Source organism: Salmonella sp. A1325 (assembly GCF_056991255.1).
The window spans coordinates 81452-97183 of the sequence record NZ_JAMLWO010000009.1 but is presented as its reverse complement, the minus strand read 5'-3'; the positions used below and the strand labels follow the sequence as shown (position 1 = coordinate 97183).

Below are 15732 nucleotides of genomic sequence, written 5' to 3'. Positions count from 1 at the left end.
CCGTAACGCCAGTCGACGGACAGTTGGGGGCGGTAGTGGAAACGAAATCACCACACATTCCAGCCGGGAGTATCCCGGCTTTTTTATTACAGAATGATTTTTTGATTTTTATTAATCATTTTAAAACTGTGATCTGACGCGTTTGTGATCTTAATTTGATTGAATATAATCGTTATGATTTTATTCAATCACAAAAAGCAATAGGCGGTAAGACCATGAACATCAAAAAAGCAATAGAGCGCGTACCCGGCGGCATGATGGTCGTACCGCTCGTTATTGGCGCAGTCATTAACACCTTCGCTCCACAGGCGCTTGAGATCGGCGGTTTTACCACCGCCTTATTTAAAAACGGCGCGGCGCCGCTGATTGGCGCTTTTCTGCTGTGTATGGGAGCCGGTATCAGTGTGAAAGCCGCGCCCCAGGCGTTATTGCAGGGCGGGACGATTACGCTCACTAAGTTGCTTGTCGCCATCGGGATTGGCCTGGGCGTGGAGCATCTTTTCGGCGCGGAGGGTATTTTTGGCCTGAGCGGCGTGGCGATTATCGCGGCGATGAGCAATTCGAATGGCGGACTTTATGCTGCGCTGGTAGGCGAATTCGGCAATGAGCGCGACGTCGGCGCTATCTCTATTTTGTCTCTTAATGATGGCCCTTTCTTTACGATGATTGCGCTGGGCGCGGCAGGGATGGCGAACATTCCCATTATGGCGCTGGTGGCGGTGCTGGTTCCGCTGGTTGTCGGCATGATCCTCGGCAATCTTGATCCTCATATGCGCGATTTTTTGACCAAAGGCGGCCCGCTGCTCATTCCTTTCTTTGCTTTTGCGCTGGGGGCGGGCATCAATCTGGAAATGTTACTGCAAGGCGGACTTGCCGGAATTCTGCTCGGCGTGCTGACAACGTTCGTTGGCGGTTTCTTTAATATTCGCGCAGATCGTCTGGTTGGCGGAACTGGCATTGCCGGGGCGGCGGCCTCCAGCACCGCGGGTAATGCCGTTGCGACGCCGCTGGCTATTGCGCAGGCCGACCCTTCGCTCGCCGAGGTGGCCGCTGCTGCCGCTCCGCTGATTGCCGCCTCGGTGATCACCACGGCAATCCTGACGCCAGTGTTGACCTCCTGGGTTGCGAAAAAACAGGCGCGTCAGGCTTCTTTGGAGAAAAACGCATGAAAATGATGGTGATCGCCGATGATTTTACCGGATCGAATGATACCGGCGTCCAGTTGGCGAAGAAGGGGGCGAGAACGGAAGTCATGTTGAGCGCGTCGCAAAAACCGTCCCGCCGCGCCGATGTGTTAGTCATTAACACCGAAAGCCGGGCGATGCCCGCAGATCAGGCGGCATCTGCCGTTTATGCCGCGCTTTCCCCGTGGTGTGAGACATCGTCAGCGCCGCTGGTGTACAAAAAAATCGACTCTACATTTCGCGGCAATATCGGCGCCGAAGTGACGGCGGCCATGCGCGCCAGTCAGCGAAAACTGGCCGTTATCGCCGCCGCGATCCCTGCGGCCGGACGCACGACGCTTGAAGGAAAATGTCTGGTTAATGGCGTCCCGCTACTGGAAACCGAATTTGCCAGCGATCCGAAAACGCCCATTGTCTCTTCCCGCATTGCCGAGATAGTGGCGTTGCAAAGTGAGATCCCTGTGTATGAAGTCTTTTTGCAGGATGTCCGACGCGGCGGGTTAAGCGCCTTACTTACGGCTTATGCGGCTGAGGGCGAAGGGATTATCGTCGTGGATGCGGTGGAAGAGCGGGACCTGACGTTGATTGCGCAAGCGGCGTGCGAACAACCGTCGATGCCGCTGCTCGTCGGCGCAGCTGGTCTGGCGAATGCGTTGCCGGTTGAACTTTTTATGCAAGACCGGCAGCGGCTGCCGGTGCTGGTGGTGGCCGGTTCGATGAGCGAAGCCACGCGACGTCAGGTGGATAATGCGCTGTGCCGGGGACGTGCGGAGGTCGTGGATATTGATGCCGCGCGCATGGTGTCGGATCGCGCGGAGCAGGAAATCGCGTCTGTCGTAGAACAGGCCTGCGCGCTGTTAAGTCAGCATCGACATACGATTTTACGCACCAGCCGTCGCGCAGAAGATCGACAGTTAATCGACGCGTTGTGCGAAAAATCCGCGATGAGCCGTCAGCAATTGGGCGAGCGACTGAGCCAGCGGCTTGGCGTCGTCACGTTAAACATTATCGAGCAGGCGCGGATTGGCGGGCTGTTTCTGACCGGCGGCGATATCGCTACCGCCGTCGCCGGCGCACTTGGCGCTGAAGGTTATCGCATTCAGAGCGAGGTGGCGCCCTGTATTCCCTGTGGAACGTTTGTAAACAGCGAAATTGACGATCTGCCGGTCATTACCAAAGCGGGCGGATTCGGTTCAGACAGTACGTTGTGTGACGCGCTTTATTATATTGAGGAGATGTATTGTGGAGACTAAAACCGTTGCCATTACCATGGGCGATCCAGCGGGCATTGGGCCGGAAATTATTGTTAAAGCGCTAAGCGAAGACGGTCTCAACGGCGCGCCGCTGGTGGTTATTGGATGCCTCGCAACGTTGAAACGTTTACAGGCGAAGGGCATCACGCCGAACGTCGAGTTACGGGCCATTGACCGGGTCGCCGAAGCGCGTTTTGCGCCCGGCATCATTCATGTGATTGATGAGCCGCTGGCGCAGCCGGAGGCGCTGGAGGCCGGGAAAGTTCAGGTGCAGGCGGGGGATTTAGCGTATCGCTGCGTGAAGCGCGCCACCGAGTTAGCGTTACGGGGCGACGTACAGGCTATTGCTACCGCGCCGCTGAATAAAGAGGCGCTGCACCTGGCGGGGCACAACTATCCGGGCCATACCGAGCTGCTCGCGACCCTGACCCATAGCCGCGATTACGCGATGGTACTTTACACCGATAAACTAAAAGTGATTCACGTTTCAACGCATATCGCGCTGCGTAAATTCCTTGATACGTTAAGTACCACGCGTGTCGAAACGGTGATTGGTATTGCTGATACTTTCCTCAAGCGTGTGGGTTACGTTAAACCGCGTATCGCCGTGGCAGGCGTGAATCCTCATGCGGGCGAGAATGGCCTGTTTGGCGATGAAGAGACGCGTATCCTGACGCCAGCCATTACCGATGCCCGCGCAAAAGGTATGGACGTTTATGGGCCGTGCCCGCCGGATACTGTATTTCTCCAGGCTTATGAGGGGCAGTATGATATGGTGGTGGCGATGTATCATGACCAGGGACATATTCCTTTGAAATTGCTTGGCTTTTATGATGGCGTGAATATCACCGCGGGGCTGCCGTTTATTCGGACCTCTGCCGATCATGGCACCGCATTTGATATCGCCTGGACGGGAAAAGCAAAATCTGAGAGCATGGCCGTATCGATCAAACTGGCAATGCAACTGGCATAATTCCCTGTTATGAAAGGACAACACCGTCTGGATCTCATTGTGGCGTATCTGAAAAACCATACGCTGGTTACGGTAGAACAGCTGGTTGAGGCGGTTGACGCATCGCCAGCCACTATCCGTCGCGATTTGATCAAGCTGGATGAGCAGGGCGTGATCAGCCGTAGTCATGGCGGCGTGGCGCTGCGGCGTTTTGAACCCGCCCAGCCCACCACCAATGAAAAACAACTGCGATCGCCTGCTGAAAAACGGGCGATCGCACGCGTTGCCGCATCGCTGGTGAATGCTGGCGATGCCGTCGTGCTGGATGCCGGTACGACAATGATGGAGCTGGCGAAATGCTTAACCCATCTTCCGCTGCGGGTCATCACCGTCGATCTGCATATTGCGCTGTTTTTAGCTGAGTTCCGGCAAATTGAAGTGACGATTGTCGGCGGTCGTATCGATGACAGCAGTCAGTCCTGTATCGGTGAGCATGGGCGTAAGCTGTTGCGTAGCGTGTATCCGAACATCGCGTTTATGAGCTGTAATTCATGGGGGGTAAAAACGGGCGTGACGACCCCAACGGAAGATAAGGCCGGGCTTAAACAGGAGATTATTGCTAATGCGCAGCGCAAAGTGTTGCTGGCGGACAGCAGTAAGTATGGCGCGCATTCGCTCTTTAATGTGGTGCCGCTTGAGCGCTTTAATGATGTGATTACCGACGTCAATCTGCCGCCGTCAGCGCAGGTTGAACTGAAAGGGCGCGCTTTTGCGCTAACGCTGGTGCAGCCGGAGTGACAGCGCCGTCAGGCGCTGCCAGTGGTGAATCAGACCGCAGAAATATTGCGGCCGTAGTAAATCTCGCGCATCTCTTTCCACAGCGCGGCGGTGATCTCCTGGCGTTCGGTTTCAGTGAGATCTTCCGGTTTGGTGTGAAACATGTAGTGCTTAAGATCGAACTCTTTAAGCAGCATCTTGGTATGGAAAATATTTTCCTGATACACGTTTACATCCACCATGTCATACAGCGACTTCATATCTTCCGACATAAAATTCTGAATAGAATTAATCTCATGATCGATAAAGTGCTTCATACCGTTGACGTCGCGCGTAAAGCCGCGCACGCGGTAATCGATGGTGACAATATCGGACTCTAGCTGGTGGATCAGGTAATTGAGCGCTTTTAGCGGTGAAATCACCCCGCAGGTTGACACTTCGATGTCGGCGCGAAAGGTACAAAGCCCGCCTTCCGGATGGCTTTCCGGATAGGTATGCACGCAGATATGGCTCTTATCGAGGTGCGCCACCACGGTTTCCGGCAGCGGGCCGGGATGTTCGGTTTGATCGATAAGTTTCGGGTCGATCGGCTCTTCGCTCACCAGAATCGTGACGCTGGCGCCCTGGGGTTCATAATCCTGACGGGCGATGTTCAGGATGTTCGCGCCGATAATGGAGCAGGTCTCCGACAGGATCTCGGTCAGTCGGTTGGCGTTATAGAGTTCATCGATATAGGCGATATAGCCATCGCGCTCTTCTGCGGTTTTGGCGTAGCAGATATCGTAAATACAAAAACTCAGGCTTTTCGTCAGATTGTTAAAGCCATGCAGTTTCAGCTTTTTCAATTTTTATCACCTCCTTAACATCACTGTGCGGACAGTGCGTCATGTAGATATTGCGGTAGCGCAAATGCAGCGGCATGAATAGCCGGGTTGTAATAGCGACATTTGAGGCCGGCGGCATGAAAACGCGCCTGAATAATTTCGCTCGACAGGTGACGAAGAGCGTCGTTGTCCGTCGCCCAGGCGAAGGTCATGATGCCGCCGTAATAGGTCGGAATCGCCGCCTGGTAGAAGCCGACATCGCTGAAGTAATGACTCAGCTTGCGGTGGCTGTCGAGCGCTTCATCCTGTTGCAGGAAGCACACGCCGTTCTGGGCGACAAAAATGCCGCCCGGATTCAGGCAACGCTTACAGCCTTCATAAAAGGCGGAGGTAAACAGGCTTTCGCCGGGGCCTATCGGATCGGTACAGTCGGAAATGATCACATCAAAGGTCTGATGGGTCTGATTGACGAAATTCACGCCGTCGTCGATTACTAGCGTAAAGCGCGGATCGTCGTAGCTGCCGGCATTGTGGTTGGGTAAATACTGGCGGCAAAACGAGACTACGCCAGCGTCGATCTCCACCATGGTGATGGTTTCGACGTTTTTATGCCGGGTAACTTCACGTAGCATTGCGCCGTCGCCGCCGCCGATAATCAGAACGTGTTTCGCATGACCGTGCGCCAGCAGCGGGACGTGGGTCATCATTTCATGATAAATAAACTCGTCGCGTTCGGTGGTCTGTACCACGCCGTCCAGCGCCATCACGCGGCCAAAAGCGGCGTTTTCAAAGATGATTAAATCCTGGTGATCGGTTTTTTCATGATACAGAACGTTGTCTACGGCAAAGTATTGACCAAACTGGTCGTGTAGCGTTTCATGCCACATCGTATTTTCGGCCATTGGCTGATACCTCCATTGTTAACACCCGTAAAAAAAGGGCGCAACATCATAGCTAACAATGACCGTGGATGCACGGTCATTATTTCAGCAATAGGATCGCGGAGGATTATTTAACGTAGGCTAACAGGCTCAGAGAATCGCGGGCCAGAGCTTTGCATTTTTTAGCGACCGGAATACCGATGCCGCTAAGATCGCGGTAGCTGTCTTCGCCCAACGATTTCATATCGAAGGTGTCGTAGTTACTCAGGTCCCACTGATTTTGCTGGGCAAAAAAGACCAGCGCACGGCGAATCTGACTGTTGGGTAAATTTTGGTAACCACAGTCATTTTTCAGAAAAACGAAAACCGCCGTTAAATCGGCCATATCTTCAGCTTCGGATTCAGTAAGCGCATAGCTATTTGCGCATAAGGCCATCAGGCTGCCAAACAACACGGGTCTGAAAAACGTCTTCATTGCTTCTACCACGGCATCAGGGAAAGTCAACGTTAGCATACTGAGAACGTAGCGACGACTTTTATTATCAGGATTGGTCGCGGCGTTTTCATTCTTATTGTATTGCTGTCAGGAATGGTAAAGACGTGTTGCTGGCTTGACCTTCCCGTTAGGGCAGGGTCTAAGCTTAGACACCCGCCTGTTCATTATAAGGAAATGATTATGTTACGCCGTGATTTCTTAAAATATTCAGTGGCGCTGGGGGTTGCATCAGCGCTGCCGCTGTGGAGCCGCGCCGCTTTTGCCGCCGAACGTCCCGCGTTGCCTATTCCTGACCTGTTAACGGCAGATGCGAGCAACCGTATGCAGTTAATTGTTAAAGCCGGACAGTCGACATTCGCCGGTAAGAACGCGACAACCTGGGGCTACAACGGTAATTTGCTGGGGCCAGCGGTACAGCTTCACAAAGGAAAAAGCGTGACCGTTGATATCCATAACCAACTGGCCGAAGACACGACGCTTCACTGGCATGGTCTGGAGATTCCGGGCATCGTCGACGGCGGCCCGCAGGGGATTATTCCCGCAGGCGGAACCCGCACGGTGACGTTTACGCCGCAGCAACGCGCCGCGACCTGCTGGATTCATCCGCACAAACACGGCAAAACCGGGCGCCAGGTGGCGATGGGCCTTGCCGGGCTGGTGCTGATTGAAGATGACGAGATTCGCAAATTGCGCCTGCCGAAACAGTGGGGCATCGACGATGTGCCAGTGATCATTCAGGACAAACGCTTCTCCGCCGATGGTCAGATTGATTATCAACTGGATATTATGACCGCCGCCGTCGGCTGGTTTGGCGATACGCTGCTGACCAATGGCGCTATCTATCCGCAGCATTCCGCGCCGAAAGGCTGGCTACGTCTGCGCTTGCTAAATGGCTGTAATGCGCGTTCGCTGAATATCGCCGCCAGCGATAATCGCCCGCTTTATGTGATCGCCAGCGACGGCGGCCTGCTGGCGGAGCCGGTGAAAGTCACCGAACTGCCGTTATTAATGGGCGAGCGTTTTGAAGTGCTGGTGGATATCAGCGACGGGAAAGCCTTTGATCTGGTGACCCTGCCGGTCAGCCAGATGGGAATGGCGATCGCTCCGTTTGATAAACCGCATCCGGTGATGCGTATCCAGCCGCTGCGGATTACCGCCTCCGGTACGCTGCCGGATACGTTGACGACGATGCCGGCGTTGCCGTTGCTGGAAGGGCTGACGGTGCGCAACCTGAAACTGTCGATGGACCCGCGTCTTGATATGATGGGGATGCAAATGCTGATGAAGAAATATGGCGCTCAGGCGATGAGCGGCATGGATCATGACAGCATGAACGCGCATATGCAGGGCGGCAATATGGGGCATGGCGAGATGGATCATGGCAACATGGATCACAGTGGGATGAATCATGGCGCGATGGGCAATATGAATCACGGCGGAAAATTCGACTTCCATAACGCTAACTTTATTAACGGCCAGGTCTTCGATATGAACAAACCGATGTTCGCGGCGCAAAAAGGCCGACATGAACGTTGGGTGATTTCCGGCGTGGGCGACATGATGCTGCATCCTTTCCATATTCACGGCACGCAGTTCCGTATTCTGTCAGAGAACGGCAAAGCGCCAGCAGCGCACAGAACGGGCTGGAAGGATACGGTACGCGTTGAGGGCGGTATCAGCGAAGTGTTGGTCAAGTTCGATCACGACGCGCCGAAGGAACATGCCTATATGGCGCACTGTCATCTGTTAGAACATGAAGATACGGGAATGATGTTAGGATTTACGGTCTAATCGCTGTCTCCGACGCAGGCCGGGTAAGGAGAAGCCGCCACCCGGCACAATGCCCGGCATACGCCGGGCATTAATGGTTATTTCGCGTCGTCAGGCAAAGCATAGGCCACGATATAGTCGCCCATCTTCGTACCAAACGAACCGTGGCCTCCGGCAGAAACGACCACGTACTGCTTACCGTTTACCTCATAGGTCATCGGCGTTGCCTGGCCTCCGGCGGGTAAACGTCCCTGCCACAGTTTTTCCCCGTTGCTCATGTTATAAGCGCGCAGGTAGTTGTCGGCGGTCGCGGCAATGAACAGTACGTTACCGGCGGTTGAGATTGGCCCGCCGAGCATGGGCATCCCCATGTTGAACGGCACCGGAACCGGCATCGGGAACGGCATACTGTCGCGCGGCGTCCCTATACGTTTCTTCCATACGATTTCATTGGTCTTCAGATCCAACGCGGAAATATAGCCCCAGGCCGGTTGTTTACACGGCAGGCCAAACGGCGAAAGGAACGGATTCAGCGTGACGCCGAACGGTACGCCGTACTGTGGCTGAATACCCGCTTCTGTTCCGGTACCTTTCGCGTCTTTCGGCGGCTCCATCGGATTGCCAGGGCCGCGTGGGATCAGCTTCGAGACAAACGGCAGCGCCATCGGGTTAGCGATAGCGACCTGACGGTCTGGATCGACGGAAATACCGCCCCATTCAAACATCCCCAGGTTGCCAGGGAATACCAATGTCCCCTGCTCGGACGGTGGAGTGAAGATACCTTCATAGCGCAACTGGTGGAACATAACGCGGCACACCAGTTGGTCGAACATGGTCGCGCCCCACATATCCGCGCCGGAGAGATCTTTTTTCGGGCGGAAGGTTAAATCAGAGAACGGCTGAGTTTTGGCGACGTAATCGCCTTTTGCCGCGCCCTGTGGGACCGGTTTTTCCGGAGCGGGCACGACCAGCTCGCCATTACGTCTGTCGAGCACAAAGATATTACCGGTTTTCGCTGGCGCATAGATAACCGGAACGGTGGTACCGTTAACGGTGATATCCGCCAGCGTCGGCTGTGCCGGCAGGTCCATATCCCACAGATCGTGATGGACGGTCTGATAACTCCAGGCCAGTTTCCCGGTAGTGGCATTCAGCGCCAGGATGGAGCTGGCATAACGTTCCTGCTCCGGCGTGCGGTTACCGCCCCAGATATCCGGCGTGGTCACGCCCATCGGCAGATAGACCAGATCCAGTTTCGCATCATAGGCGGCAGGCGCCCAGGAGTTCGGCGAGTTAAAGGTAAAAGCGTGCTCATCGGCTGGAATCGCGTTCGGATCTTTCGCCCCCGGATCGAAGGCCCACAGTAGCTTACCGGTATTAACGTCAAAACCACGGATAACGCCGGACGTTTCGCGGGTAGAGAAGTTATCCGTGACCGAACCGGCAATGACGATCGTTTTATCGGTGATAATCGGCGGCGACGTCGGTTCATACAGTCCCGGCGTGGTGTCCGGCATATTGGTTTGCAGATTCAGGACGCCTTTATTGGCGAAGGTTTCACACAGCTTGCCGGTTTCGGCATTCACCGCGAAAAGGCGACCGTCATTGACCGGGAGGATAATGCGGCGCGGACAGTCGGCGATGACCTCCGGCGAGGCGGTATCCGCTTTGGCCTCATGATAAGAGACGCCGCGGCAGGTCACATGCTGGAAAGACGAATCGGTCTTCAACTGAGGATCAAAATGCCACTTCTCTTTACCGCTGGCGGCGTCCAGTGCGAACAGACGCTGGTGAGCCGTACACAGGTAGAGCGTATCGCCGACTTTAATCGGGGTCACTTCGTTGGTGATTTCGCCCGGATCGTTGGGTTGTTTCAGATCGCCGGTGCGGAAGACCCACGCTTCTTTCAGTTGGTGAACGTTATCCGCAGTGATCTGTTTCAGCGGCGAATAGCGTTGGCCTTCCTGATTACGTCCATAGGCCGGCCAGTCTTCGTCGGCGATCGACGAGCTTGTTGCGGCGGGCGTGGCGTCGGCGCGAAGCGTACCGTTGATCTCCTGCGGGTCGTTGAAGCCAGCCCAGGTCAGAATGCCGCCGCTAATCAGCAGCGCCACGACCAGCGCCGCCACTGCGCCGCTGGAAGGAACCACCAGCCGATGCCAGACAAACGGCAATATTAGCCAGATGCCGAAAAACACCAAAATATCGCTACGCGGCGTGAGCGCCCAGAAGTCGAACCCGACTTCCCACACGCCCCAAATCATTGTCGCCAGCAGCAAGGCGGCATACAGCCACAGCGCGGCACGTTTACTGCGCCATAGCAATCCGGCCACAACCAGCATCACGAGGCCCGCGATGGGGTAGTACCAGGAACCGCCAATAGCAACCAGCCAGACACCTCCGATAAGAAGATACAGCCCGCAAAGTGCTGCAAAGAGGGCCGTCAGCGTCACGAGTAATCGTGGCGATCGTGCGTTATTTTCTGCCATAAAAAGACACCATCCCAAATTGTTAATTTTTTAGTAGCAATTAAGTATAGGAATTAACATGTGTGATCGTCATCACAAAATGAGCTTTCTTATCAAATGCCGCGAATGAATACGTTTGCTGTTATACTGCGTGCCTTGCGCGTCAATGCGGCGTTATTAGTCACCGGCATTGAGTGATTTGTTTTTAAATCATATGGTTATAAATATGAAACATACTGTTGAAGTCATGATCCCCGAAGCGGAGATCAAAGCACGTATTGCCGAGCTGGGTCGTCAGATTACCGAACGTTATAAAGACAGCGGCAGTGAAATGGTGCTGGTAGGTCTGTTGCGTGGCTCATTTATGTTTATGGCGGACCTGTGCCGTGAAGTCCAGGTTCCTCATGAAGTCGATTTTATGACCGCCTCCAGTTATGGTAGCGGCATGTCCACCACCCGCGACGTGAAAATCCTCAAAGATCTGGATGAGGATATTCGCGGTAAAGACGTGCTGATTGTCGAAGACATTATTGATTCCGGTAATACGCTGTCGAAGGTCCGTGAAATCCTGGGCCTGCGCGAGCCGAAATCGCTGGCGATTTGTACGCTGCTGGATAAACCGTCTCGTCGCGAAGTGGACGTGCCGGTTGAGTTCGTTGGCTTTTCGATTCCGGACGAATTTGTAGTCGGTTACGGTATCGACTACGCCCAGCGTTATCGCCATCTACCGTATGTTGGTAAAGTGGTGCTGCTGGACGAGTAAGAGCAGAAATGCCGGATGGCGTCGCTAAAGCGACTTATCCGGCCTATAGCTAATGGCTTATTGGTGGGGAATGTATTTCAGACTTAGGGCGGAGATACCCTTATGATAGCCGTTCTCCAGCGTTTTTTTGTTGGTGGCGGTGACGTCAAGATCGCGCAGCAGGCCATCATTGATACTGTACGCCCAGCCGTGAATGGTCACATTCTGCCCGCGTTTCCACGCTGACTGCATAATGGTGGAATGCCCCAGGTTATAGACCTGCTCCATGACGTTCAATTCATAGAGCGCGTCCAGACGTTGCTCTTCGGGCATTTTTCCCAACAGCGAGCTATGTTTAAGCCAGATGTCGCGGATATGCAGCAGCCAGTTATTAATCAAGCCCAGCTCAGGGTTTTCTACCGCAGCCTTGATACCGCCGCAACCGGAGTGGCCGCAAATGATAATATGCTCAACTTCCAGAACATCTACCGCATACTGAACCACGGAGAGACAGTTCAGATCGGTGTGAATAACCAGGTTAGCCACATTACGGTGAACAAACAATTCGCCCGGTTCAAGCCCGGTTAAACGCTCTGCGGGAACGCGGCTGTCGGAACATCCAATCCATAGAAAGCGCGGTTTTTGCGCTTGCGCCAGTTTCTCAAAAAATCCGGGGTCCTCTTCCACCAGCATTTTTGACCATAGTGCATTGTTGCTGATGAGTGTATCTATGTCTTTCATGGAAGTTAACGACCTGTAACCAAATAAGTGCGTTGGGCTAATATAGGGCAACTCCGTAGTTATTTAAACCATATATAAAGTGTAAGAACGTAAAGTAAGTGAGAATTTATGACCATTGCGCTGGAACTTCAACAACTTAAAAAAACCTATCCCGGCGGCGTTCAGGCGCTGCGCGGCATAGATTTGCAGGTCGAAGCGGGGGATTTTTACGCGCTTCTGGGGCCAAATGGAGCAGGGAAATCGACCACCATCGGTATTATCAGCTCATTGGTTAATAAAACGTCCGGGCGCGTTAATGTTTTTGGTTACGACCTGGAAAAAGACGTGGTTAACGCTAAGCGACAGCTTGGACTGGTGCCACAGGAGTTTAACTTTAACCCGTTTGAAACGGTGCAACAGATCGTAGTGAATCAGGCCGGTTATTACGGCGTGGAACATAAAGAGGCGGTTTTACGTAGCGAAAAGTATTTAAAACAGCTCGATCTGTGGGAAAAACGTAGTGAACGCGCGCGGATGCTGTCCGGTGGGATGAAACGCCGCCTGATGATCGCCCGCGCATTGATGCATGAACCTAAACTATTGATTCTCGACGAGCCGACGGCGGGCGTCGATATCGAATTGCGTCGCTCGATGTGGGGATTCCTGAAAGACTTAAACGCCAAAGGCACCACGATTATTCTCACCACCCACTATCTGGAAGAGGCGGAAATGCTGTGCCGCAATATCGGTATTATTCAGCACGGCGAGCTGGTGGAAAATACCTCCATGAAAAATCTGCTTTCAAAGCTGAAATCGGAGACGTTTATTCTGGATTTAGCGCCAAAAAGCCCGCTGCCTAAGCTTGCGGGTTATCAATATCGTCTGGTGGATACCTCGACTCTGGAGGTGGAAGTGTTACGCGAGCAGGGAGTTAACAGCGTTTTTAGCCAACTGAGCGAGCAGGGGGTTCAGGTATTAAGTATGCGTAATAAAGCCAACCGTCTGGAAGAACTGTTTGTGTCTCTGGTGCATGAAAAACAAGGAGATCGCGCATGATGCAGCTTTACTGGGTTGCCCTTAAAAGCATCTGGGCGAAAGAGATCCACCGCTTTATGCGGATCTGGGTGCAAACTCTGGTGCCGCCTGTCATCACGATGACGCTCTATTTTATTATTTTCGGTAACCTGATCGGTTCGCGCATTGGCGAAATGCATGGTTTTAGTTATATGCAATTTATTGTGCCGGGCCTGATTATGATGGCGGTTATTACTAACTCCTACGCGAATGTCGCGTCGTCATTTTTTAGCGCCAAGTTTCAGCGCAATATTGAGGAACTGCTGGTCGCGCCGGTACCAACGCACGTGATCATCGCCGGATTTGTCGGCGGCGGCGTAGCGCGCGGGCTGTGCGTGGGGATTCTGGTGACGGCGATTTCGCTCTTTTTCGTGCCTTTCCAGGTGCATTCCTGGGTATTTGTCGCGCTAACGCTGATTCTGACCGCGATTCTGTTCTCGTTGGCCGGACTGCTGAACGCCGTGTTTGCGAAAACCTTTGACGATATCAGCCTGATCCCGACCTTTGTGCTGACGCCGCTAACCTACCTCGGCGGGGTATTTTACTCGCTGACGCTGCTGCCGCCGTTCTGGCAAGGGTTGTCGCACCTGAACCCGATCGTCTACATGATCAGCGGCTTCCGCTACGGCTTCCTGGGTATCCATGATGTGCCGCTGGTCACCACATTTGGCGTACTGGTGATCTTTATCGCCGCTTTCTACCTGCTGTGCTGGTCGCTGATCCAGCGTGGGCGCGGTTTACGTAGCTGATACGATTCTCCTCTTCTCCAGGAGGGAGGAGGAGACTTTTGACGGCTGTCATCATTCCTGATTGGTAACCCTGATAAACTACTTGACTGCTAAGGAGGTAGGCTATGTTAGGTTGGGTGATTACCTGCCATGACGATCGCGCACAGGATATGCTTGATCGCCTGGAGAGAAAAAATGGTCCGTTGGCGCAATGCCGGGCGGTCAATTTTTGGCGCGGCCTGAGCTCAAACATGCTGAGCCGTATGATGTGTGATGCCCTCCATGCCACCGACTCCGGTGAAGGCGTGATATTTTTAACCGACATTTCCGGCGCGGCGCCTTATCGTGTAGCGTCGCTGATGAGCCATAAACATTCTCAATGTGAAGTTATTTCAGGTGTCAGCTATTCATTGATAGAGGAAATGCTTCCTTTGCGAGAGTCGATGAGCAGTTCAGCATTTCGCGACCAGATTGTCGCGCTTGGCGCACCGGATGTCACCAGTCTCTGGCATCAGCAGCAGAAAAATCCGCCTTTTGTATTGCTGCATGATTTGTATGAGTTTTGATCAATACCATTGACGACGCTTTTGCTACAATAACGGCGTTTTTTCGCCTCGGTTATGATATATGGTTATGCGCGTTGTCCTTATCTTGCTGTTCTTTTTCTCCGGTAATGTGTTGGCTGCCTTGCCCGCTCGTTATATGCAAACGACGAAAGACGCCGCCATCTGGTCGCAGATTGGCGATAAAATGGTGACCGTAGGGAATATCCGCGCCGGACAAATTCTTTCCGTAACGCCTGTTGCGGCTGATTATTATGCCTTTAAATTTGGCTTCGGTGTGGCGTTTATCGATAAAGGCCATCTGGAATCCGTGCAGGGAAAACAAAAAGTGGAAGATGGGCTGGGCGATCTTAACAAGCCGCTCAGCAATCAGAATCTGGTGACCTGGAAGGACACGCCGGTGTATAACGCGCCGGACATCAGTAGCGCCCCGTTTGGCGTATTAGTGGATAATTTGCGTTACCCCATTATTAGCAAGCTGAAAGGCAGGCTACATCAAACCTGGTATCAGATTCGTATTGGCGACAGGCTGGCTTATGTCAGCGCCATGGATGCGCAGGAAGACAACGGCATTCCGATTTTGACCTATCATCACATCTTACGTGATGAAGAGAATACCCGTTTTCGCCATACGTCCACCACGACTTCGGTTCGGGCATTCAGCAATCAAATGACCTGGCTTCGCGATCGCGGCTATGCCACGTTGACGATGTACCAACTGGAGGATTACATCCATAACCGCGCTAATTTCCCGGCGCGCGCGGTGGCTATCACCTTTGACGATGGCCTTAAATCGGTGAGTCGCTATGCGTATCCGGTATTAAAGCAGTACGATATGAAAGCGACGGCATTTATTATCTCATCGCGTATTAAGCGCCATCCGCAAAAATGGAATCCCATGTCGCTGCAATTTATGAGCGTGTCCGAATTGCGCAAGATAAGCGATGTTTTTGATTTTCAGTCACATACCCACTTTTTACATCGGGTGGACGGGCATCGTCGTCCGATTTTATATAGCCGCAGCTACCATAATATTTTGTTTGATTTTGAACGCTCGCGGCGGGCGCTCGCACAGTTTACTCCGCACGTATTTTATCTTTCTTATCCCTTTGGCGGCTATAACGCGACCGCGATCAAAGCAGCAAAAGACGCCGGTTTCCATCTGGCGGTCACCACGGTGAGAGGGAAGGTGAAGCCGGGAGATAATCCGATGCTGCTCAAAAGGCTGTATATTCTGCGCACGGATTCGCTGGAAACGATGTCGCGGCTGATCAGCAACCAGCCGCAGGGGTAAGGACTA

15 protein-coding genes are annotated in these 15732 nt (G+C 53.4%); 10 read left to right on the top strand and 5 right to left on the bottom strand.

Annotated features, from left to right (window positions below; all coding sequences use genetic code 11):
* Nucleotides 1-215: 215 nt before the first annotated feature.
* From NAZ64_RS17045 to NAZ64_RS17030, 4 genes are read left to right on the top strand one after another with little or no spacing between them, the layout of a single operon-like run.
* The gene (locus NAZ64_RS17045; RefSeq protein WP_001022089.1) at nt 216-1169 is read left to right on the top strand and encodes a 2-keto-3-deoxygluconate permease 1; all 954 of its coding nucleotides are present in this window, start codon (nt 216-218) and stop codon (nt 1167-1169) included.
* Entirely contained in the window at nt 1166-2437 is a 1272-nt protein-coding gene (gene dtnK / locus NAZ64_RS17040; protein ID WP_115286336.1) for a D-threonate kinase, read from the top strand. Before NAZ64_RS17045 ends, dtnK begins: the two co-directional genes overlap by 4 nt.
* A complete protein-coding gene (locus NAZ64_RS17035) occupies nt 2427-3410 on the top strand; it encodes a D-threonate 4-phosphate dehydrogenase (RefSeq protein ID WP_115286335.1) in 984 nt (327 codons plus the stop codon). Before dtnK ends, NAZ64_RS17035 begins: the two co-directional genes overlap by 11 nt.
* Nucleotides 3411-3419: 9 nt before the next feature.
* Nucleotides 3420-4187, top strand: coding sequence for a DeoR/GlpR family DNA-binding transcription regulator (locus NAZ64_RS17030; RefSeq protein WP_000678254.1), 768 nt, complete (start codon nt 3420-3422; stop codon nt 4185-4187).
* A gap of 29 nt (nt 4188-4216) precedes the next feature.
* Here the strand turns inward: NAZ64_RS17030 and speD are convergent, their stop codons facing one another.
* From speD to NAZ64_RS17015, 3 genes are all read right to left on the bottom strand, one after another.
* Entirely contained in the window at nt 4217-5011 is a 795-nt protein-coding gene (speD, locus tag NAZ64_RS17025) for an adenosylmethionine decarboxylase (RefSeq protein ID WP_000734276.1), read from the bottom strand.
* Between the two features lie 20 nt (nt 5012-5031).
* Nucleotides 5032-5892 (bottom strand): polyamine aminopropyltransferase, encoded by an 861-nt coding sequence (gene speE / locus NAZ64_RS17020; protein ID WP_000829968.1) that lies wholly within the window; start codon nt 5890-5892, stop codon nt 5032-5034.
* Between the two features lie 106 nt (nt 5893-5998).
* Entirely contained in the window at nt 5999-6346 is a 348-nt protein-coding gene (locus tag NAZ64_RS17015) for a YacC family pilotin-like protein (protein ID WP_000846613.1), read from the bottom strand.
* A gap of 201 nt (nt 6347-6547) precedes the next feature.
* Here NAZ64_RS17015 and cueO point away from each other — a divergent pair, with 201 nt between their 5' ends.
* Complete coding sequence (gene cueO, locus NAZ64_RS17010; protein WP_000946054.1) at nt 6548-8158, top strand: multicopper oxidase CueO; 1611 nt, start codon at nt 6548-6550, stop codon at nt 8156-8158.
* A 77-nt stretch (nt 8159-8235) separates the two neighbouring features.
* Here the strand turns inward: cueO and NAZ64_RS17005 are convergent, their stop codons facing one another.
* Nucleotides 8236-10626: a glucose/quinate/shikimate family membrane-bound PQQ-dependent dehydrogenase gene (locus NAZ64_RS17005; RefSeq protein WP_000829733.1), complete on the bottom strand. Its 2391-nt coding sequence runs from the start codon at nt 10624-10626 to the stop codon at nt 8236-8238.
* A gap of 205 nt (nt 10627-10831) precedes the next feature.
* Between NAZ64_RS17005 and hpt the strand changes: the two genes are divergently transcribed.
* The gene (hpt, locus tag NAZ64_RS17000) at nt 10832-11368 is read left to right on the top strand and encodes a hypoxanthine phosphoribosyltransferase (RefSeq protein WP_000683342.1); all 537 of its coding nucleotides are present in this window, start codon (nt 10832-10834) and stop codon (nt 11366-11368) included.
* 57 nt (nt 11369-11425) lie between these two features.
* Here the strand turns inward: hpt and can are convergent, their stop codons facing one another.
* Nucleotides 11426-12088 carry a carbonate dehydratase gene (gene can, locus NAZ64_RS16995; RefSeq protein ID WP_000651590.1) on the bottom strand — a complete coding sequence of 221 codons (663 nt, stop codon included), beginning with the start codon at nt 12086-12088 and terminating at the stop codon, nt 11426-11428.
* 108 nt (nt 12089-12196) lie between these two features.
* Here can and NAZ64_RS16990 point away from each other — a divergent pair, with 108 nt between their 5' ends.
* From NAZ64_RS16990 to NAZ64_RS16975, 4 genes are all read left to right on the top strand, one after another.
* Nucleotides 12197-13123 carry an ABC transporter ATP-binding protein gene (locus tag NAZ64_RS16990; protein WP_001523220.1) on the top strand — a complete coding sequence of 309 codons (927 nt, stop codon included), beginning with the start codon at nt 12197-12199 and terminating at the stop codon, nt 13121-13123.
* Nucleotides 13120-13890: an ABC transporter permease gene (locus tag NAZ64_RS16985; protein WP_000983418.1), complete on the top strand. Its 771-nt coding sequence runs from the start codon at nt 13120-13122 to the stop codon at nt 13888-13890. The genes NAZ64_RS16990 and NAZ64_RS16985 overlap by 4 nt, the downstream gene beginning before the upstream one ends.
* 104 nt (nt 13891-13994) lie before the next feature.
* Nucleotides 13995-14435 carry a PTS sugar transporter subunit IIA gene (locus NAZ64_RS16980; RefSeq protein WP_000901967.1) on the top strand — a complete coding sequence of 147 codons (441 nt, stop codon included), beginning with the start codon at nt 13995-13997 and terminating at the stop codon, nt 14433-14435.
* A 61-nt stretch (nt 14436-14496) separates the two neighbouring features.
* Nucleotides 14497-15726 (top strand): polysaccharide deacetylase family protein, encoded by a 1230-nt coding sequence (locus tag NAZ64_RS16975; RefSeq protein ID WP_078057562.1) that lies wholly within the window; start codon nt 14497-14499, stop codon nt 15724-15726.
* The last annotated feature ends 6 nt before the right edge of the window (nt 15727-15732 follow it).